This window comes from Methylobacterium aerolatum (assembly GCF_022179085.1).
In the GTDB taxonomy this organism is placed as follows: Bacteria; Pseudomonadota; Alphaproteobacteria; order Rhizobiales; family Beijerinckiaceae; genus Methylobacterium; species Methylobacterium aerolatum.
Window position 1 is genome coordinate 1 of the sequence record NZ_BPQE01000022.1, and the last position, 20,852, is coordinate 20,852.

A 20,852-nucleotide genomic window follows, 5' to 3' on the forward strand; every position below is an offset into this window, starting at 1 on the left:
TCCCACCAAACCCAACGAACTGACACACCAGGCTTAAACCACCGCCAGGCACGTCCCACTCGATTGTCCGGTAGAGCCGCCCGCCTCATCGCCGCCAAAACGACACCAGAGACAGACAAGCCAGCGTCCGGTCCACTTCCGCGGCCGGCGCCGATGAACAGGGGTATACGGACCCCAACCCCACCCGTCAACCGCAAAAATCGAGAAAGTTGGCCGGGGGGCCGGGCGGGGCGCATCGCCGTCGCCCCCACGGTTGCCCTCTTAAGAAGCCCCCCCGTCGTCACGCCTCAATCTCGACATCCTGCCCCATGACATGGTCTCTCGGCGGGGACGGCCTTCCGGTCCGTGCCCGAGCCTCTCTCGACGCCGACGCGATGCCGATGGCGGCGGGTGTTCAGCAGGACCTGCTCTAGTGAAGCGCGAGCGATACAAGATCGGCGGTCCGGCGCCGGCGTCGCACGGCGGACCGGCGCCCCTCGATCTCTTCGCCGCCGATGCGGGGCAGATCGACCGTCGCGCCGTCAATCTGCGATGGCTGTGCGCCAGTTCCCTCACCGGATTGACCGGCGCGGGTCTCATCGCGGCGGCGCTCCACGTCTCCCTCCAGGGCGACGTCTCCTTCGCCGCCGTGTCGGACCGGGCCGTCGTCGTGCAGCGCCTCCAGTCCAGCGAGGGCAGCGCCAACGTCGCACACAAGGGCGACAAGCTCGTCCGCAACCCGATGATCGCCTCCGCGCGCCAGAGCTTCCGCGCCCCGGTGACGGTGCGGCTCGGCGACCGCGAGATCATCAAGGCGAAGCCCTTCGTCCGGATCTCGACGCCGCTCTCCCTCACGGTCGGCACCTACACCACCGACCTGCCCAAATTCGATCCGATGAAGTTCACCTCGGACGAGCCCCTGGAGCGCGCCTCGGACGCGGGCGCCGACGCACCGGGCGCCGAGGTCACGGTGGTGAAGCGCGACCTCCTCGGGACGCCCGTCGGCCCGACCGCCCCGGCCCTCACCGACGACGACGTCATCGCCCAGGTCGAGGAGGAGCGCCGCCTCGCCGCGGAGGCCGGGCGCCGGACCTCGATCCCCGTCGCCCCCCAGATCATGCTGTCGCGGACCCTGCAGCAGGCCGCGGGCGCCCTCGACGGCAGCCCGAAGGAGAACAATCCGTTCAAGGCGATCGAAGTGCTCGTCGTGCCCGAGAACGTGACGAGGCTCGCCAAGACGGAATTGAAGCCGAACGAGGCGCCTCTGGTCGAGGAGCGCGACATCGCCCTGGCCCGCAACGAGACCCTGGAGGGGGTCCTGCGCGGGACGGGCCTCGCGACCGACGAGCAGATCCGGGGCATCGTGGCGGCCCTCGGCGGCAAGGCCCGCGTCGGTGCCCTCGCGGAAGGCCAGCAGATGCGGGTGCAGATCGCCCCCGGTCCCCGGCCCGGCGATCCGCGCCAGGTCACGCGGGTGGTGCTCTACGGCGAGACCGGGATCGAGGGCATCGCGGCGATCACCGATCGGGGCGCCTTCGTCCCGGTGGCGCCGCCCAAGGACGATGCGCCGCCCAAGGCACCGCAGCCCACCGAGGCGTCGGAGGACGAGGACGACGAGGATTCGGGTTCGGGTCCGCGTCTCTACCAGAGCCTCTACGAGACCGCCGGGCGCCACGACATCCCCCGGGCCACCGTCGAGGACATGGTCCGGATCTTCAGCTACGACATCGACTTCCAGCGCCGCGTGTCGAGCGGCGACGGGCTCGATCTCTTCTATACCTACGACGAGGAAGGCTCAGGCGCGGATCGCCCCGACCTGCTCTACGCCGCGCTGACCCTCGGCGGGGAGACCCGCAAGGTCTACCGCTTCCAATCCCCCGACGACGGCTCGATCGACTATCTCGACGAGCAGGGGCGCTCCCTGAAGAAGTTCCTGCTGCGCAAGCCGATCGCCGACGGCATCATGCGCTCGGGGTTCGGCTACCGCCGCCACCCGGTGCTCGGCTATGCCAAGCTCCACACCGGCGTCGATTGGTCGAACCCGATCGGCACGCCGATCATGGCGGCGGGCAACGGCCTCGTGATCCGCGCGGAGATGACCTCCGGCTACGGCCGCCGCGTGGAGTTGCAGCACATCAACGGCTACGTCACCACCTACAACCACATGTCTCGTTTCGGCCGCGGCATCACGGAAGGCGCGCGGGTGCGGCAGGGCCAGATCATCGGCTATGTCGGCTCCACCGGCCTCTCCACCGGCGCGCACCTCCACTACGAGGTGATCATCAACGGCCACTTCGTCGATCCGATGAAGATCCGCGTCCCCCGGGGCAAGGAACTCGACGGTCGCCTGCTCGCCGACTTCAAGCGGCAGCGCGAGCAGATCGAGGGGACGATGGCCAAGGCCAAGACCGCCACGGCCCTGGCCCAGCGGGACGCGGCGGTGCGCTGAGCGGGGCCGCCTTATCCGGTCGTTACGGTCGAACTCGGGTCCAGTCCGCCCCCCTCGTCCTTGCGTGCGCAGCGAAGCAGGGACGAAGAAGCGGGGGGCGATCCGGGCATCCCGGACAGCGCTCTCGCCATCAGAGCCCGAGCCTCGCGCGGATCGCCTCCGGCGTGACGCCGAGGTCGCGGAGCGTCGCGAGGCCCGGCGATTCCCGCGACTTGGCGAGCTTGCGCCCCTCCTCGTCCTGGACGAGGCGGTGGTGGTGGTAGCGCGGCGACGGCAGGCCCAGCAGGCGCTGGAGCAGGACGTGGAGGCTCGTCGCCGCCTCCAGGTCCTTCCCGCGCACGACATGAGTCACGCCCTCGACGGCGTCGTCGTGCACGACGGACAGGTGATAGCTGGTGGGGACGTCCCGGCGGGACACCACGGCGTCGCCCCAGAGGGCGGGCTCGGCCTCGACCCACCGCTCGCCCGCGCCGTCGCCGTCGAAGGCCCAGTAGCCGAAGGGGTCGCGGGTCCGGGCGCGGCCCATGTCCAGCCGCCACGTGTGCGGCTCGCCCCGGGCACACCGCTCCGCCGCCTCGGCGGGATCGAGGCCGCGGCAGGTCCCCGGGTAGAGCGGCGCCCCGTCGGGATCCCGCCCCGGCGCTTCGGCCGCCGCCGCCCGGATCGCGCCCCGGGAGCAGAAGCACGGATAGAGAAGTCCCCGCGCCGCCAAGCCGTCCCGCGCTGACCGATATTCGGCCATATGCCGGGATTGCACGCGGACCGGCTCCGGGTAGCGCAGCCCGAGCCAGGCGAGGTCCGCCACGATGGCCGCCGTGAAGGCGGGCTTCGAGCGGACGGGGTCGATATCCTCGATTCGCAGCCGGCAGAGCCCACCGAGCCGCCCGGCGAGGTCCGCGTTGATCAACGCGGAATAGGCGTGGCCGAGATGCAGGCGCCCGTTCGGACTCGGGGCGAAACGCAGGACGGGCCGACCACCCACGCCGTCGCCCTCACCCCCTCGCGGGACGCAGGCAGCGTTGCGGGCCGGGCTCGCAGGCGATGCCGGGCAGTGAGCAGGCCTGCCCCTCGGGAAGTCGCTGACAGACGCTGCACCCGTCCGACCATTCGAGGCAGGACGGATCGTCGGCCACGGCGCGGGCGCCGTCGGGCGCGCGGTTCGGCAGCAGCACGCCCGCCAGAACGGTGGCCACGACGACGGCCACAATGCCGCCGGCGGCCACGCGCTCGCCGGATGAGGAGGGTCGGTGAGAAGTCTCGGGCATGGGGTCCTGTTCGCGCGCAGGGCTCGCACCTGTCAACGCACGAGACCGATGAAAAGCCTTGGGCCGGGGCGTGACCGGCGCAGCTTGGCCCAAGGCAGCTTGGCCCAAGAGGGGTGCGCGGGTGGCCCGAGGAAGGCGCCCTTGCTGCAATAATAAACTATTTCAATTCTTTTTATATGCCCAAGCCTGGAGCAGCGACATTGATCACACCCCGGAAACCGAATTTAGTACATCCCTGTATTATATGGATTGGGCACAATCCAAAACTCTTGACTTGCTGGAAACTTCACCTTGTAGCAGATCAAAAATACCAAACCGGATAGTAAATTTTAGATTGTAAAGCGGTATAGGACGCATGTATGGATTGAGCGCCCCATAACGTCGTCCTGAACGCTCGTCGAGGGGAGCTTTAGGGATCATTTCGGGATTTCCCGCGCTCATGACAGCACCTTCTCTGCCCGATCCGCGACTTTTGCCCCTCGCGGTGAGAATCACCACGGCCTACGTGAGCCACAATCACGTTCAAGCCAGTGATCTCTCTGAGGTATTATCGGGCACGTTCCGCGCGCTCGTGGACATCACCACGGTGCCGCCGGTTCCCGACGGACCGCCGAAGCCGACCGCGCGCCAGATCGATCAATCGATCACCCACGAGCACATCGTCTCGTTCGAGGACGGCAAGCCCTACAAGACGCTGCGGCGGCATCTGGCGCTGTTCGGCCTGACGCCGGACGAGTACCGGGCCAAATGGGGGCTGCCGGCGAGCTACCCCATGACCGCGCCCTCGTACTCGGAGCGTCGCTCCGCGCTGGCGCGGGCCCTCGGGCTGGGGCTGCGTCATCGGCCGAACTATTCGCCCACGAACCCGTCCCGGCCCAAGCGCCCCCGGAGCACCAAGCCGGAGTGAGGCCGAGGCGACCATGCGGCCTCCGGTGAAGGTGTCGCGCGGTCGCCGCAATCGGCTCCGATAGGCTTGGAGCGAATGGCCCGCTTCCTCTAGGGGAGGGTGGGCCAGACTGTCCCGGAGCCTTGCATGACGACCCGCCTTCCCCTCGCAGCGCTCTTCGCCGCCCTCGCCGCGGCGCCCCTGGCCGCAGGCCCGGCCGCCGCGCAGATGGCGCGGACGGAGCCGCAGGAGCCTCCGGTCAAGCAGGTGCCGACGGCCCGCAGCGAGGTGCAACTCTCCTTCGCCCCGGTGGTGAAGCGCGCCGCGCCCTCGGTGGTGAACGTCTACGCCTCGCACGTCGACAAGCGGTCCAACGCGCGCACCAGCGCGATGGAGGAGTTCATGCGGCGCTTCTTCGGCGAGCCGGACGGAGGCCGCGGCCCCCGGGGCGAGCGGGCCCAGAAGTCCCTCGGGTCGGGCGTGCTGGTGGACGGTACGGGCCTCGTCATCACCAACGCCCACGTCATCGACAACATGAACGAGGTGCGCGTCGCCCTGGCCGACCGCCGGGAGTTCGAAGCCTCGATCGTCCTGCGCGACAGCCGGACGGACCTCGCCGTCATCCGCATCAAGGAGCCGCCCGCCGGCCTGAACCCGATGCCCTTCGGCGATGCCGACCGGCTGGAGGTCGGCGATTTCGTGATGGCGATCGGCAACCCCTTCGGCGTGGGCCAGACGGTGACGCAGGGCATCGTGTCGGCGCTGGCGCGCACGCAGGTCGGCTCGGCCGACTACCAGTACTTCATCCAGACGGATGCCGCGATCAACCCGGGCAACTCAGGCGGCGCCCTCGTCGATCTCCAGGGCCGTCTCGTCGGAATCAACACCGCGATCTACTCGCAATCCGGCGGCAGCCACGGCATCGGATTCGCGATCCCCGTGAGCATGGTCAAGGCGGTGGTGATGGCCGCCAAGGAGGGCCTGAGCGTCGTCCGGCGGCCGTGGCTCGGCGCGCGGATCCAGAATGTCAGCCCGGACATCGCCGACAGCATGGGCCTCGACCATCCGACCGGCGTGCTGGTGGCGAGCCTCCAGCCCAAGAGCCCGGCCGAGGAGGCGGGGCTGAAGCGCGGCGACCTGATTCTCTCCGTCGACGGGCAGCCGGTCGACGATCCCGAGGCTTTCGGCTACCGCTTCGCCCTCAAGGGCATCCAGGGGCAGGCCAAGCTCGGCATCCTCCGGGGCACGGCAAAGCAGACCGTGGCGGTGAAGCTCGCCCAGGCGCCGGAGACCCGGCCCCGCGACACGCTGAAGGTGCGCACGCGCTCGCCTTTCCTCGGCGCGACCCTCGTGAACACCTCGCCCGCCGTCTCCGAGGACATTCAGGTGGATTTCCCCGTCGAGGGCGTGGCGGTGGAGTCCGTCGAGGACAGCTCCTTCGCCGCCCGGGCCGGGCTGCAGAAGGGCGACGTGGTGGTGTCCGTGAACGGGATGCCGATCGCCAACACCAAGGACCTCGCCAAGGTGATCGCGATGGCGCCGACCGCGTGGCAGATCGCCATCAACCGCGGCGGCGAGGTGATGACCTCGCTGTTCAGCGGCTGACCGCGGGTGGCCGGAGGGCGAGCCCTCCGGCGGATGCGGGGCGTCGCCCGCCAAGGGACTTGTCCTTCGGGATCCTCGCTTTCCTCGCTTGCACCGACCGGACCGCGCGGTACTCATGCCCGCATGTCCGATCTCTTCGGCTCGCCCGAGCCCAGCCCCGTTCCCGAGCCTTCCGGCCTCCGGCCGCTGGCCGACCGGCTGCGGCCGCGCAGCCTCGATGAGGTCGTCGGCCAGGAGCACCTGACGGGGGAGGGCGGGGCGCTCACCCGCCTGCTCCGCGGGCGCAGCCTCGGCTCGCTGATCTTCTGGGGGCCTCCCGGCACGGGCAAGACCACCGTGGCGCGGCTGCTCGCCGGGGCCACCGACCTGCATTTCGAGCAGATCTCGGCGATCTTTTCCGGCGTGCCCGATCTGCGCAAGGTGTTCGAGGCCGCCCGCAAGCGCCGGGGCCAGGGACAGGCGACCCTGCTCTTCGTGGACGAGATCCATCGCTTCAACCGGGCGCAGCTCGATGCCTTCCTGCCGGTGATGGAGGACGGCACCGTCACCCTCATCGGCGCGACGACGGAGAACCCTTCCTTCGAGCTGAACGCGGCGCTCCTTTCGCGGGCTCGCGTCCTGCTGTTCCGCGCCCTCGATCCCGGCGCCATCGCCCGGCTGCTGGCCCGCGCCGAGGACCTCACCGGGCAAGCCCTGCCCCTCGACGAGGAGGCGAGGGCGGTGCTGGTCCGCATGGCAGACGGCGACGGCCGCGCGGCGCTCACGCTGGCTGAGGAGGTCTGGCGCTCGGCGACGCCCGGCGAGACCTTCGACGCCGAGGGCCTCCAGCGCATCGTGCAGCGCCGCGCCCCCGTCTACGACAAGGCGCAGGAGGGCCACTACAACCTCATCTCCGCCCTGCATAAGACCGTGCGCGGCTCGGATCCCGACGCCGCCCTGTACTACCTGTGCCGGATGCTGGACGCCGGAGAGGACCGGCTTTTCATCGCCCGGCGCCTCGTGCGGATGGCGGTGGAGGATATCGGCCTCGCCGACCCCCAGGCCCTAGTCGTCGCCAACGCGGCCAAGGACGCCTTCGATTTCCTCGGCAGCCCGGAGGGGGAACTCGCCCTGGCCCAGGCGGCGATCTACCTCGCCTGCGCCCCCAAATCGAACGCGGTGTACACCGCCTACAAGGCCGCGACGCGGCTCGCCAAGGAGGCGGGGTCCCTGCCGCCGCCGCGGGTGATCCTCAACGCGCCGACGAAGCTGATGAAGCGGGTGGGCTACGGCGAGGGCTACCGTTACGACCACGACGAGCCGGACGCCTTTTCCGGCCAGGATTACTGGCCGGAAAAACTCGGACGGCAGACCCTCTACGAGCCGACCGACCGGGGCTTCGAGATTCGCCTCAACGAGCGCCTCGCACGCTGGGAGGAGTTGCGCCGGGCGCGGCGACAGGCGCGTTAGCGATCATTCCGACACTCCTCCACGTCCTGAGAGACTGTCCGTAAAGCCCCTCAACCCCCCACATCCTGAGGTGCGGCGAAGCCGCCTCGAAGGAGGGCTCCAGGGATCGCCCTGCAGAGGGATCGCCTTGCAGTCTGGAAGTCTCCTTCGAGGCCTCCGCTGCGCTCCGGCACCTCAGTGTCTGCCCGGAAAGGTCGCTTCGCCCCCGTCTTTGCGAGCGCACCGCCGGGGTGCCGATCACCCCGCCTTGTCGAGGGATGCGAAGGCGGCGGCCAGGGCATCGGCTTCGGCGGCGCTCAGGTCGCTGAAGCAGAGATGCTCGCCGACGAACACCGTCCAGACACCGTCGTAGGTCGCTTCCTTGCGGATCTGCATGACCGGATCTCCGAACCGCGACCACGGTTAACGCGCCGCCGCTCCGGTCGTTGCACCGCTGCCGCCGGCTACTCCGCCGCCGCCGGAACCGCGATGTCGCCGGCCATCCAGGCGGCGAGGTCGGCCCGCGCCCGGTCGGTGAGGGCGCGCTTCTTCAAGGCGGCCTTCTCCGGCCCGCGCAGACGGCGCCCGGCCTCCCCGCGCGGCATCCGGTCGAGGGGCGGAAATAGCCCGAAATTCACGTTCATCGGCTGGAACGAGCGCGGACCGCCCCCCTCCTCGGCGGAGACGTGTCCGCCGGTGATGTGGGCGATGAGGGCGCCGAGCGCCGTCGTCTGGGGCAGCGGCTGCAAGGGCGCGTCCATCGCCTCGGCCACGGCGAAGCGCCCGGCCATGAGGCCCACCGCCGCGCTCTCGACATAGCCCTCGCACCCCGTGATCTGGCCGGCGAAGCGCAGGGCGGGACGGGCCTTCAGCCGCAGGGTGGCGTCGAGGAGGCGCGGGCTGTCGAGATAGGTGTTCCGGTGCAGGCCGCCGAGCCGGGCGAACTCGGCGTTCTCCAGGCCGGGGATGGTGCGGAAGATCCGTACCTGCTCCGAATAGGTGAGCTTCGTCTGGAAGCCGACCATGTTGTAGAGGGTGCCAAGGGCGTTGTCCTGCCGGAGCTGGACGATGGCGCAGGGCTTCCGGTCGGGCGCACGGGGGTTGGTGAGGCCCACAGGCTTCATCGGGCCGTGCCGCAGGGTCTCGGGGCCGCGCTCGGCCATCACCTCGATCGGCAGGCAACCGTCGAAGTAGGGCGTGCCCTCCCACTCCTTGAAGCCGATCTTCTCGCCCGCGCACAGGGCCGCGACGAAGGCGTCGTACTGCTCCCGGTCCATCGGGCAGTTCAGATAGTCGGCCCCCGTGCCGCCCGGCCCAGGCTTGTCGTAGCGCGACTGGAACCACGCCACCTCCATGTCGATGGAGTCCCGGTGGACGATGGGGGCGATGGCATCGAAGAAGGCGAGCGAGTCGCGCCCCGTGAGGCCGCGGATGCCCTCCGCGAGGGCCGGCGCGGTCAGCGGGCCGGTGGCGACGATGCAGGGCCCCCACTCCTCCGGCGGCAGACCCTCCACCTCCTCCCGCACCACCGTGACGTTCGGATGCCCGGCCAGGGCGGCGGTGACGGCGGCGGAGAAGCCGTCCCGGTCAACCGCCAGCGCCCCGCCGGCCGGGACTTGGTGGGCGTCGGCCGCCCGCATGATCAGGGAGCCGAGGCTGCGCATCTCCTGGTGGAGCAGGCCGACGGCGTTGCCGTGGGCGTCGTCCGAGCGGAAGGAGTTGGAGCAGACGAGTTCCGCAAGGCCCTCGCCCCGGTGCGCTTCGGTCCCCCGCCTCGGGCGCATCTCGTGGAGCACGGCGCGATGCCCGGCCTCGGCGATCTGCCACGCGGCCTCGGAACCGGCGAGCCCGCCGCCGACGATATGGATGGTCTGCGTCATACCTGAAAATAGCGGAGGGCCGCCGCCCGGATCAACGGGTGACGGCCCTCACGGATCGACGCGGCCTGCGGCGTCACCTCAGTGGCGGGCGATGCCCTGGATGTCGCTGCGGGTGATGCCGAGATCGGCGAGGTCGCGATCCGACAGGCGCGACAGCTGGGCGACCGTATCGCGGTAACGGAGGTAGGCGCGGACCCGGGAGAAAACGCTACGAGCGGCGGACATCGGTGTACTTGAGCCTCTTTCGAGGCAGACGGTGGCGGAAGAAACGGCACCGCTGCCTGTTGTTGATGCAACACACATATAGGCGCGCCGCGTCGCAACAGAACCCGAAAGCTCAAGCATCAGACCTGCGTCGTTCGCATGGGTAGGCCAGGAATGCGGCACTGTTAACCGCTGATTATTCTTTGAGCGCATGGAGCACGCCCGTCCCGAAACGAAAGAGGGCGCCGCCGCTTGAGCGGGGCGCCCTCTTGTCCAAAGCATCCGGCGCCCGGTTCCGAGCTCGGCGCCGCGATGCAACATATCTGGGCGGCGATGGCCCGATCCGGTCAGTACCAGGGGCGCGGACCGTAATATCCGTAGGCGCGGTAGGGGCGGTAATACGGGCGGCCGTAGCCGCCATAGACCACCCGCGGACCTCCCCAATACGGGCGCGGCCCGTAGTTCGGGCGGCACACGCCCCAGGGGTTCGGGTGCCAGCCGGGTCCGCAGCCGCCGGCCGCTTCGGCCGTCCCCGCCAGCCCCAGCCCCCCGGCGAGGGCCGCCGCCAGAATCACCGGCTTTGCCAGGTGCTTGACGAGGGTGCTGGCGCGCAATGCGCTCACAATCGCCATGACATGACCTCCTTCGTCGCCCGGCGGGGAAGACCACCGGACCTGTTCAGGATCGCCCCGGCGACCTGAACGGACGCTGAGACGCGCGTTGTAGAAGGTGCAGCCTTCAGGCTGTTTCAAGGCAGCATTGAATGCGGCCCCGCGAGGAAGCCGGATTTTCCGCGCGGGCTGGGCTCAGTGAACCGAGGGACCGCGCAAGTACGCGTCCCGGTTGCCGGAGACGACGGCGAGCTGGATCGAGCGGTCGTCCCGGCGGATCGTCAGGGGGACGCGGGCCCCCGCCTCCCCGAGGGCCCAGATCGCCCGGAAGAAGGCCGCGAGGTCCGAGACCGGCTCGCCCGCCACGCCGGCGATCACGTCGCCGCCCTGGAGGCCCGCGCTTTCCGCCGGCCCGCCATCGGCGATCCCCATGATGACGATGCCCTCCTCGCTCTCGGTGGCGTACAGCCCGAGCCACGGGCGCGGCGGACGATTCGCCCGGCCCCGCGTGAGGATGTCGTCGAGGATCGGCCGGAGCAGGTCGATGGGCACCACCATGTTGATCGGCCGGGCCGAGCCCGATCCGCCCTGCTGCAACTGGAGCGAGCCGATCCCGAGGAGGTCTCCGTTCGGGCCGATCAGGGCCGTGCCGCCCCAATGGGGGTGGGACGGTGCGGTGAACAGGGCCTCGTCGAGGACGTATTCCCAGTAGCCCGCGAATTCCTGCCGGGCGATCACCTCCACGGCGACGCTGTGCGACCGCCCCCCGGCCCCCGCGAGGACCGCCCGGTCCCCGACCCCGAGGGAGGAGGAGCGGCCGAGCCGCAGGAAGGGCGTGCCGAGGTCGCCCAGCGCCTGGACGAGGCCGAAGCCGGTGACCGAATCGAAGCCGAGGACATGGCCGGGCACCGAGCGTCCTTCGCGGGTGGTCAGCCAGACGCTCTCGGCCTCGGTCACGAGGTAGCCGATGGTGGCGACGAGGCCCGTCTCGTTGATCACCACGCCGTTGCCGGCGCGCTCGGTGCCGAGGGTCTCGGCGGTGAAGGCGTCCTCGGGAACACGGCTGCTGAGGGCGAGAACTGCCCCCACCGCCCGGTCGAGATCGTAGGCGTAGTCGGCGGCCTTCGGCTGGATCTGGGTGGGGATCTTGCGTTCGCCCTGCATCTCGTCGGCGTCCCTTCGTCGGCGCCCTTCCGATGGCGCCCTCGGAGCTCCTCACGAGACTCCCGATCACCGGGAACTCGCCCGTTGGCCTCGACGGCGCAGCGGGACTGTCGTGAGAGGCTCTCGGCCTCGCCCGACGGGCGGTCTTCCTTGGGACCGCGGAAGGACCCGCCCGCTCGTGGTCAAGGGCGTAAGTAGGCACTCGAAGCGTACCCGACACCCGGTGCGGCCGAGAAGGTCGCAGCGGCGGGGCCGGAAAACGAGAAACGCCCGGCCTCCAAGGGAGACCGGGCGAACCGTCCGAGCCGGGGAGACGACGCCCGGGGGCGCCGTCGTCCTCGGGGTCGATCAGTACTTGCGGACCAGCGGAGCCGGGATCGGCGAGGCCGCCGGGGCCGGGCTGTAGAGCGGGACGATGAAGCGGATCCAGCCGTCCGTGGAGTAGTTGTCGCGGACACGGCCACCGGCCGACACGTACTGAGCGCCGGTCACGACGTCGCGGGCGACGTAGGCCTGAACCTTGAACACCTTGAAGTCGTAGCCGACGAGGCCGCCGAGGGCGAAGCGGCCCCGGTTGCCGGCAGCGGCGCTGAACTGGCTGATGTCGAAGTTGTAAGTGCCGTAACCGACGGCGCCGATCTCGAAGTTGCCGAAGGTCTTCGTGGCCGTGAGGTCGAAGTTCAGGGCGTCCGAGAGGCGGATCGGGCCGATGGCGGCGCCGACGGTGCCACCGAAGCGGCCGGGGGAGTCGTAGAAGTTGGCGGTGATGTTGCCGGTGATGTTCCAGCCGTCACCCGTGTAGCTGCCGGCGACGCCCATGCGGTAGGTGTTGGACGAGAGCTGCGGCAGGACCGGGGTGCAGCCGCCACCGAGGCCAGCGGCCACGCGGCCGTTGAAGTTGAGGGTCGAGTTGACCGGGCCGTTGAGGCCGCAGACCGAACCACGATCGCCGTTGAGCTCGTTCAGGTACACGCCGCCGAGCAAGCTGACGCCGAAGTTGCCGCCGAGGTCGAAGGCCCAGATGCCGCCGACGAAGGTGCCGACGTTGATCGAGATGTCCTTGTTGTTCTGGCCGGCCGCGTTGCGGGTGAAGGCGAACACGGTCGGGGGAGCGACGAGGAGCTCGATGCGGCCGCCGAGCGGAACCAGCGGGGTCGACCACACCAGGACCGGGATGTTGACGGCCGTGTCGGGCGAGTTCGGCGCGTCGGTCCGGCGGTAGGTGAAGGTGTTGAGGGCGTAGATGCCCTCCGGCAGCGGAGCGCCGATGGCGAGGCCGACCTGCTCACCGGGGACGGTGGTGGTCTGCGCCTGAGCGATCGTCGAAGTCATGCCGACCGTGAGCGCCGCAGCGCCGGCGGCGAGCCAGTTCTTCATCATTATTTCTTTCCTTCCCAAGGTCTCAGGCATCCGTCCCGCATTCGGCATTACCGTGCCTGTGGGAGCCGCCGCTGATTGCGATCGTCCCGAGGCCGGTGCCGAGCGCCCCCACGGAGCCGCCCCGTCTCAACACCTATGACTATTCTACAGAGGCCGCCGGAAAGACAGTGCAATGCTTGTGTTGGCGGCAGTTCGGGTCCAACCGTTGCGCAAAAGCCGCATTTTTGACGCGTTGCAACAGACCTCCGCGAGGGTTCCTTCCGGCAGAATATCGTTGAAAGGCCAAGCTGTTGCCGGAGGCCGACACGGGACGATCCGGCAACGGCGGCGGCCAAGCGATCCTGTCTCGCAGGCGGGCGGAGGAGCCTCCGGGGGCCTCGAGGGGGAGTCGTTCCCGGCCTCACCCGGCTCTGGCCGGGCCCGAATCGTGCCGAATCCGGGCGGCCGCGGACGGGCAGGACCCGGCGACCCGGCAGAAAATGCCGGGTCGGTGGCGCTAACCGGCGGCGCGGACCTTCGTCGAGCGCCGCTCCAGCACCTCCCGCAGGAATCGGCCGGTATGGCTCGCCGTGGCGGCGGCGATCTGCTCGGGCGTGCCTTCGGCGACCACGCGCCCGCCGCCGTCGCCACCCTCGGGCCCCATGTCGACCACCCAGTCGGCGGTCTTGATGACCTCGAGGTTGTGCTCGATCACGACGACGGTGTTGCCCTGGTCCACGAGTTCGTGGAGCACCTCCATGAGCTTGGCCACGTCGTGGAAGTGCAGGCCGGTGGTGGGCTCGTCGAGGATGTAGAGGGTCCGGCCCGTGGCCCGCTTCGACAGCTCCTTGGAGAGCTTCACCCGCTGCGCCTCGCCCCCCGACAGGGTGGTCGCCTGCTGGCCGACCCGGACGTAGTGCAGTCCGACGCGCTTGAGGGTCTCGAGCTTGTCGCGGATGGCGGGCACCGCCTTGAACAGCTCCGCCGCCTCCTCGACGGTCATGTCCAGCACGTCGGCGATGGAGCGTCCGCGATACTTCACCTCCAGGGTCTCGCGGTCGTAGCGCTTGCCCTTGCACACGTCGCAGGTGACGTAGACGTCCGGCAGGAAGTGCATCTCGATCTTGATGACGCCGTCGCCGGAGCAAGCCTCGCAGCGCCCGCCCTTCACGTTGAAGGAGAAGCGCCCCGGCTGGTAGCCGCGGGCCTTCGCCTCCGGCAGTCCCGCGAACCAGTCGCGGATCGGCGTGAAGGCGCCGATATAGGTGGCGGGGTTCGAGCGCGGCGTGCGCCCGATGGGCGACTGGTCGATGTCGATGACCTTGTCGAGGTGCTCCAGCCCCTCGATCCGCCCGTAGGGAGCGGGATGCTCCACCGCCCCGTTCAGCTTCTTGGCCACCGCCTTGTAGAGCGTGTCGATCACCAGCGTCGACTTGCCCCCGCCGGAGACGCCGCTGACGCAGGTGAACGTCCCGAGCGGGATCGCGATGTCCACGTCCTTCAGGTTGTTGCCCCGGGCGCCATACACGGCGACGGTACCTTTGCGGCCCTTGCGCCGGGCCTTGGGCATCCGCACGGCGAGTTCGCCGGTGAGGTATTTCGCGGTCAGCGAGGCCGGATGCGCCAGAAGCTCGGCGGGCGTGCCCTGGGCGATGATCTCGCCGCCGTGGATGCCGGCGCCGGGGCCGACATCGACCACGTAATCCGCTTGCAAAATCGCATCCTCGTCGTGCTCCACGACGATCACCGAATTGCCGAGGTCGCGCAGGCGCTTGAGGGTGCCGAGCAAACGCTCGTTGTCCCGCTGGTGCAGGCCGATGGAGGGCTCGTCCAGCACGTAGAGCACGCCGGTGAGGCCCGAGCCGATCTGGCTCGCCAGCCGGATTCGCTGGCTCTCGCCGCCCGACAGGGAGCCCGAACCCCGGGCCAGCGTCAGGTACTCGAGGCCGACATCCATGAGGAAGCTCAGGCGGTCGCGGATCTCCTTGAGGATCCGCACCGCGATCTCGTTCTGCTTGTCCGTCAGCTTGTCCGGCAGGTCGGCGAACCACCGGTGCGCCTTGCTGACGGAGAGGGCGGTGACGTCGGCGATATCGTGCATCGCCACCTTCACCGCCAGCGCCTCCGGCTTGAGGCGCTTGCCGAGGCAGGCGGCGCAGGGCGTCTCGCTCATGAAGCGGCCGATCTCCTCGCGCACCGCGTCGGAATCGCTCTCCTTGTAGCGGCGCTCCAGGTTCGGGATCACGCCCTCGAAGGGCTTGTTGACCGAGTACCGGCGCAGGCCGTCGTCGTAATAGAAGCGCACCGCCTCGCGCCCCGAACCGTGCAGCACCACGGCCCGGTCCGCGTCCTTCAGCTTGGCCCAGGGCGTGGTGGTCTCGAACCCGAAATGGGCGGAGAGCGCATCCAGCGTCTGGCCGTAATAGGGCGAGGTCGATTTCGCCCAGGGTGCCACCGCCCCGCGCTTCAGGCTGAGGGCCGGATCGGAGATGACGAGATCGGGGTCGATCCGCATCTCGTGGCCGATGCCGCCGCAGGTCGGGCAGGCGCCGAAGGGGTTGTTGAACGAGAACAGGCGCGGCTCGATCTCGGCGATGGTGAAGCCTGAGACCGGGCAGGCGAAGCGCGACGAGTAGGTGATCGAGCGTGCGTCTTCCCCCTCGGCCGCGTCCGCGAAGACGACCTCGGCGATGCCGTCGGCGAGGTCGAGGGCGGTCTCGAAGGAATCGGCCAAGCGGGCGGCGATGTCCTCGCGCACCACGATCCGGTCCACCACTACGTCGATGTCGTGCTTGAGCTTCTTGTCGAGCTTGGGCGCGTCGTCGATGGCGTAGAACTCGCCGTCGATCCGCAGGCGCTGGAAGCCCTTCTTCTGGAACTCGGCGATTTCCTTGCGGTACTCGCCCTTCCGCCCCCGGACCACCGGCGCGAGCAGGTAGAGGCGGGTCTTCTCCGGCAGGGCGAGGACGCGATCCACCATCTGCTGGACGGTCTGGCTCTCGATCGGCAGGCCGGTGGCCGGGGAATAGGGGATGCCGACCCGCGCCCAGAGCAGGCGCATGTAATCGTAGATCTCGGTGACGGTGCCCACCGTCGAGCGCGGATTCTTCGATGTGGTCTTCTGCTCGATGGAGATGGCGGGGGAGAGCCCGTCGATCTGATCGACGTCGGGCTTCGACATCATCTCCAGGAACTGGCGGGCGTAGGCCGAGAGCGATTCGACGTAGCGGCGCTGCCCTTCGGCGTAGATCGTGTCGAAGGCGAGCGACGACTTGCCCGAGCCGGACAGGCCGGTGAACACCACGAGCCGGTCCCGGGGAATCGTCAGATCGACGTTCTTGAGGTTGTGCTCCCGGGCGCCGCGCACGGCGATGACCCGCTGGTCGCGGGCGGCGGCGGCTCCGTCGAACATCCGCTCCAGGACGGCGTCGGCCTTGGCCTCGACCCGCGCGAGGGCGGCGGGCGGTCGCTTGGCCGCCGGAGCCTGTTTCGTCGGCGCCGCCTGCTTGGCGGGGGCGGCACTCTTGCCCTGGGAAGCAGTCTTACCCGCTGCAGCACTCTTGCCCGGTGCGGCACTCTTGCCCGGTGCGGCAGTCTTGCCCGCCGGGACCGTCGCGGACGGCTCCTTCGGGGCGGGCTTGCTGCGCGGGGCCGGGGAGGGCGCGCGGGCGGGCGCGGCGGCTGGTGTTTTGGCTCCGGCTCGGGCTCTGGCCATGAGGGCGGCGGTCTTTCGAAGCGTCGGCGCGAGGGGAATGCGTCCGGGCGACCCGGCCGCGACACCGGCTCATGTCGATCCCCGCCGGCCGATGACAAGGTGCGGCGGCGCGGTCGCGGACCCGTTCCGGCGGGAGCTTGCTAGAACGAAATGAGTACGCGGGCAACCGGCGCGGCGGGCAGCAGGGACGCGGCCCGGCCCCGATGCAGGGCAGACGGGCGCCCGCCCGCCTTGCCGGGGGGCCGCCCGCCTCCCACACCAGCGCCATCCCGAATCGCCAGCCCCCGGTGCCGATGCCGTCTCTCGCCTCGACCGACGCCCTTCAGACTCACGCGCGCACCGTCTCGGCGGGCGCGTGGTCCACGCGCCTGATCTTCCTGATCGTCGGGATCGGCACCGCCGCCTGGGCCTCGCTGGTGCCCTACGTCAAGGCGCGGGCGGGCCTCGGCGAGGCCGAACTCGGCCTGCTGCTGCTGTGCCTCGGCCTCGGCTCCATCGCGGCGATGCCGCTGGCGGGCGCGGCCGTGACCCGGTTCGGCCTGCGGCCCGTCCTGTTCGCCGGAACGGCGGCGATCGGCCTGCCCCTGCCGGTGCTCGCCACCGTCGCGTCCCCGGCCGTGCTGGGCCCGGCCCTGCTCCTGTTCGGCGCGGGGATGGGCGCGGTCGATTGCGCCATGAACATCCAGGCCATCGCCATCGAGCGGGCGGCAGGGCGGCCCATGATGTCGGGCTTCCACGGGCTGTACAGCCTAGGCAGCCTCGTCGGGGCGCTGGCCGCCGGCCTGCTGTTGGGTGTCGGGCTCGGCGTGGAGGGCATGGCGCTCGCGGCCGCGGGGACGGTCGCCCTCCTCTGCGCCCTGGCGACGCCGGGCATGCTGGCCCGCGCCGGAACGGCGGGAGGGCCCGCCTTCGCGATCCCCCGGGGCGTGGTGCTGCTCATCGGCCTTTTGTGCTGCATCGTCTTCCTGACGGAAGGCTCGGTGCTCGATTGGAGCGCGGTGTTCCTCGTGCAGGACCGGGGCGTCGACCTCGCCCGGGCGACCCTCGGCTACGCGGCCTTTTCCGTGACGATGACCGCCGGCCGGCTGACGGGCGACCGGATCGTCGCGCGGCTCGGCCCGGCGCGCATCCTCGTCGTCGGCGCCCTCCTGGCGGCGGCGGGCCTCGCCCTCGCCACCCTGGTTCCCGCCTGGAGCGCGGCGCTCGCGGGCTACGCCCTGGTCGGGGCGGGCTGCGCCAACATCGTGCCGGTGCTGTTCACCGCCGCAGGACGGCAGACGGCGATGCCGACGAGCGTCGCCGTCCCGGCCGTGACCACTTTCGGCTATGCCGGCGTCCTCGCCGGCCCCGCCGTGATCGGCTTCATCGCCGAGGGAACGAGCCTGCCGACGGCCTTCCTCGTGGTGGCGGCGGCCCTTGTCGGCGTCGCGGCGGCCGGGCGGGTGCTGCGGCTGTGACGCTCAGGCTCCCGCGTTGCGGGCCATGAAGCTCGCCGGGCTGCCATCCTCGGGCTTCACGAACACGATGTCCGTCGGCGCCCGGCGCGGCGTGTCGATGGACAGGAACACCACCGGCTCGCCGGAAGCGATCTCCGGCATCGCGTGGACGGTGCCCTTCTCGAAGAACAAGAGCTGGCCGGGACCGAAGGGCGCCACCGTGGCGGCGTCGCGCATCCAGAACGTGCCCCGGCCGGACAGGCAGTAGAGGTACTCGTCGCAGGTGGCGTGATAGTGCGGCGGGGTCGGCCGGTAGACCCGGAAGACCCGCGCGCTCGCCGCCGGGCGGTCGGTCAGGTAGGTGTCGACGAGGAGCGTCGTCGCCTCGCCGGGCAGGGCGGCGGCGATGGCCGCGATATCGAAGATCCCGGTGCCGTTCTCAGCCTCGCCCATCGGTCTCTCCCTCCGGCAGGCCAGGATCGCGCCCTGTTTCCGGCCGGAAACATCGCGCGGGCCGCGCGCCGGTTCCCCTCCTGCGACACGGGGGCGATCGTCCCCGGACGGACCGGGCCTCACGGTTCGTGGGTCGCTTCACGGACCGTTCTTTACTAAAGGATGATCGCGGCCGCACGCCTGTGTAGTTGTCCCCGCTATTGATGAGTAACGGGCTCGCTGGACAGGGCTTGCCACAGAGTCGACTCATTTGGCGGGCCGACTGAACATCCGGGGCCCCGCGTGACGGAGGCCGACACGAGGTGGGAACGCGCCCGAGCGAGGCGCCGGTCGGCAGGCGTAGGGGGCGTCGGGCATGAACCATCACGACCACGATCCGTGCGTCGGCGGCCGGGATTGACGGCTGCCCCACGCGTGCGTTCGCTCCAGCGTTTCCGCCTTCATCCACCGTCCGCCGTGCGCCTGCTGTCCGCCGCGTGGCTCGCCTGCGGCGCGAGCCTCGCGCTGACGGAGCCCGCCCGCGCCTTCGATTGGTTCGGCCTGTTCGGCTCCGAGCCCGAGCCGCCGGCGCCGAGCGCGACGGCGCTGCCCTACGCGGCAAAGATCACCGGCACCGACGATTCGGACGTCCTCACCGCCGTGCAGGACGCCTCCGTCCTCTATCGCCTGCGCCAGGAAGGGCCGCCGGACGGGGAGGGGCTCGTCCGCCGGGCGGAGGCCGATCTCGGCAAGATCGCGGACGTGCTGTCGGGCTACGGCTACTACCAGGGCCGCGTCGAGATCCGCATCGACGGCGTACCCGTCGCCCCCGGCCGCACGGAGGCGGCGGTGCGCGCCGCCGAGCGCTGGCGCAACCGGGGCCTCGTGCCGGTCAAGGTCGCGGTCGATCTCGGACCGCTCTACACTCTCCGCCGGATCGCGGTGCGGGACCGGAACGGTCTGCGCCTGCCGGAGGAGACCGTTCCGCCGCGCCTCACCCGCGTGGACGACGACGTTCCCGCCCGCTCCGCGACGGTGCTCGCCCGCGAGGCCCTGATCGTCGATCACCTGCGCAGCCTCGGGCATCCCTTCGCCAAGGTGGTGTCCCGCGACCCCGTGGTGGATGACGCCGCCCACGTCATGGACGTGACCTTCACCCTCGAACCGGGACCCGTGGCCGGGCTCGGCCAAGTGAGCGTCCGCGGCGCCGAGGGCATCGACCCGGCCACGATCCGCTCCTTCATCTATGCCGAACCGGGGGACCCGTACTCGCCGCAGGCGGTGGCCGCGATCCGCCGCTCGGTGGCGCGGATCGAGGGCATCGGCTCGGTGCGGGTGCGCGAGGGCGAGACCCTCGACGCCAACGGCAACCTGCCGCTCTTCGTGGACCTGACGGAGCGCGAGCGGAACCTCGTCGGCGTCTCGGCCCGCTACTCCACCGTCGATGGGCCGGGGGTGCGCGCCTACTACGCCAACCGCAACCTGTTCGGCGGCGGCGAGACCTTCCGGCTCGATGCCGACATCTACTACCTCGGCCTCGGCTACGATCCCTTCGCACAGCAGCGCAAGCTCGCGGGCATCGGCACCAACGGGCTCGGCGGGCGCCTCTCGGCCACCTACGTGCAGCCCGCCCTCTGGGGCACCCGCAACGACTTCCTGGCCAACGTCTTCGTCGCCCGCGAGGTGCAGCAGAGCTACCTTGTGGACGGCGGCGGCGCCTCGGGATCGATCCGCCACCGGTTCTCGGACACGTTCTCGGCGCAGATCGGCCTCGACGCGCAGGTCGGCCGCTCGCAGGACGCGCTCGGGACCGTGAACTACCGGCTGATCGGCGTGCCGGCCTCCGTCACCTACGATTCGACCGACAGCCTGCTCGACCCGACCAAGGGCTTCCGGGCCATCGCCTCCCTCGCCGCCTATCCAGGCGCCGTCTCGGATCCGGGCATCCTCGTCGCGAAGGCGCAAGGCTCGACCTACTACTCCCTCGACGACGAATCCCGCTTCATCCTCGCCGGCCGCATCGGCTTCGGCTCGGTCTCGGGGGCGAAGCTCGGCGAGATCCCGGACAACTTCCGCTTCTTCGCTGGCGGCGGCGGCTCGGTGCGCGGCTACCCCTACCGGACGCTCGGCCCCATCGGCCCGTTCAACCTGCCCATCGGCGGCCGCAGCCTGCTCGAAGCCTCGATTGAGGCGCGGATCAAGGTGACGGACACGATCGGCGTGGTGCCGTTCTTCGACGCAGGCACGGCCTTCGCTTCGTCCCTGCCGAATTTCGACGAGACCATCCGCAAGTCCGTCGGCATCGGCCTGCGCTACTACACCGGCATCGGTCCGATCCGCGCCGATCTCGCCTTCCCCCTCGATGCCTACAAGGGCGGCCACGTCCGCCCCGCCGTCCTGTATCTGAGCCTCGGGCAGGCGTTCTGATGGGTTTTTGCC

Annotated in this window: 16 protein-coding genes; 6 read left to right on the plus strand and 10 right to left on the minus strand. The window is 70.2% G+C overall.

The window, feature by feature from the left end:
* Positions 1–412 precede the first annotated feature (412 nt).
* On the plus strand, positions 413–2,428 hold the full coding sequence (locus tag MFF06_RS15200) for a M23 family metallopeptidase (protein WP_238205389.1): 2,016 nt from the start codon (positions 413–415) through the stop codon (positions 2,426–2,428).
* Between the two features lie 130 nt (positions 2,429–2,558).
* On the opposite strand, the gene gluQRS is transcribed toward MFF06_RS15200, so the two are convergent.
* Positions 2,559–3,410: a tRNA glutamyl-Q(34) synthetase GluQRS gene (gene gluQRS / locus MFF06_RS15205; RefSeq protein ID WP_238205391.1), complete on the minus strand. Its 852-nt coding sequence runs from the start codon at positions 3,408–3,410 to the stop codon at positions 2,559–2,561.
* A 10-nt stretch (positions 3,411–3,420) separates the two neighbouring features.
* Positions 3,421–3,693 (minus strand): hypothetical protein, encoded by a 273-nt coding sequence (locus tag MFF06_RS15210; protein WP_238205393.1) that lies wholly within the window; start codon positions 3,691–3,693, stop codon positions 3,421–3,423.
* Positions 3,694–4,132: 439 nt separating this feature from the next.
* On the opposite strand from MFF06_RS15210, the gene MFF06_RS15215 reads away from it, so the two are divergent.
* The 3 genes from MFF06_RS15215 (at position 4,133) to MFF06_RS15225 (ending at position 7,633) form a co-directional block, all read left to right on the plus strand.
* Positions 4,133–4,600, plus strand: coding sequence for a Ros/MucR family transcriptional regulator (locus MFF06_RS15215; RefSeq protein ID WP_238205395.1), 468 nt, complete (start codon positions 4,133–4,135; stop codon positions 4,598–4,600).
* Positions 4,601–4,726: 126 nt separating this feature from the next.
* Complete coding sequence (locus MFF06_RS15220) at positions 4,727–6,184, plus strand: DegQ family serine endoprotease (protein WP_238205397.1); 1,458 nt, start codon at positions 4,727–4,729, stop codon at positions 6,182–6,184.
* 123 nt (positions 6,185–6,307) lie between these two features.
* Positions 6,308–7,633: a replication-associated recombination protein A gene (locus tag MFF06_RS15225; protein WP_238205399.1), complete on the plus strand. Its 1,326-nt coding sequence runs from the start codon at positions 6,308–6,310 to the stop codon at positions 7,631–7,633.
* Positions 7,634–7,870: 237 nt separating this feature from the next.
* Here MFF06_RS15225 and MFF06_RS15230 read toward each other — a convergent pair whose 3' ends face one another.
* The 7 genes from MFF06_RS15230 to uvrA form a co-directional block, all read right to left on the minus strand.
* A complete protein-coding gene (locus MFF06_RS15230) occupies positions 7,871–8,008 on the minus strand; it encodes a hypothetical protein (protein ID WP_238205401.1) in 138 nt (45 codons plus the stop codon).
* Between the two features lie 68 nt (positions 8,009–8,076).
* On the minus strand, positions 8,077–9,492 hold the full coding sequence (gene trmFO / locus MFF06_RS15235) for a methylenetetrahydrofolate--tRNA-(uracil(54)-C(5))-methyltransferase (FADH(2)-oxidizing) TrmFO (protein WP_238205403.1): 1,416 nt from the start codon (positions 9,490–9,492) through the stop codon (positions 8,077–8,079).
* Between the two features lie 78 nt (positions 9,493–9,570).
* Positions 9,571–9,717 (minus strand): DUF1127 domain-containing protein, encoded by a 147-nt coding sequence (locus MFF06_RS15240; protein WP_238205405.1) that lies wholly within the window; start codon positions 9,715–9,717, stop codon positions 9,571–9,573.
* Between the two features lie 326 nt (positions 9,718–10,043).
* A complete protein-coding gene (locus MFF06_RS15245) occupies positions 10,044–10,328 on the minus strand; it encodes a GCG_CRPN prefix-to-repeats domain-containing protein (RefSeq protein ID WP_238205407.1) in 285 nt (94 codons plus the stop codon).
* A 174-nt stretch (positions 10,329–10,502) separates the two neighbouring features.
* Complete coding sequence (locus MFF06_RS15250) at positions 10,503–11,471, minus strand: S1C family serine protease (RefSeq protein WP_238205409.1); 969 nt, start codon at positions 11,469–11,471, stop codon at positions 10,503–10,505.
* Positions 11,472–11,819: 348 nt separating this feature from the next.
* A complete protein-coding gene (locus MFF06_RS15255) occupies positions 11,820–12,851 on the minus strand; it encodes a transporter family protein (protein ID WP_238205411.1) in 1,032 nt (343 codons plus the stop codon).
* A 496-nt stretch (positions 12,852–13,347) separates the two neighbouring features.
* A complete protein-coding gene (gene uvrA, locus MFF06_RS15260; RefSeq protein WP_238205421.1) occupies positions 13,348–16,545 on the minus strand; it encodes an excinuclease ABC subunit UvrA in 3,198 nt (1,065 codons plus the stop codon).
* Positions 16,546–16,748: 203 nt separating this feature from the next.
* On the opposite strand from uvrA, the gene MFF06_RS15265 reads away from it, so the two are divergent.
* Positions 16,749–18,002 carry an MFS transporter gene (locus tag MFF06_RS15265; protein ID WP_238205423.1) on the plus strand — a complete coding sequence of 418 codons (1,254 nt, stop codon included), beginning with the start codon at positions 16,749–16,751 and terminating at the stop codon, positions 18,000–18,002.
* 3 nt (positions 18,003–18,005) lie between these two features.
* Here the strand turns inward: MFF06_RS15265 and MFF06_RS15270 are convergent, their stop codons facing one another.
* Entirely contained in the window at positions 18,006–18,434 is a 429-nt protein-coding gene (locus MFF06_RS15270; RefSeq protein WP_238205425.1) for a cupin domain-containing protein, read from the minus strand.
* A gap of 456 nt (positions 18,435–18,890) precedes the next feature.
* Here MFF06_RS15270 and MFF06_RS15275 point away from each other — a divergent pair, with 456 nt between their 5' ends.
* Positions 18,891–20,840: an autotransporter assembly complex protein TamA gene (locus MFF06_RS15275; protein ID WP_238205427.1), complete on the plus strand. Its 1,950-nt coding sequence runs from the start codon at positions 18,891–18,893 to the stop codon at positions 20,838–20,840.
* The last annotated feature ends 12 nt before the right edge of the window (positions 20,841–20,852 follow it).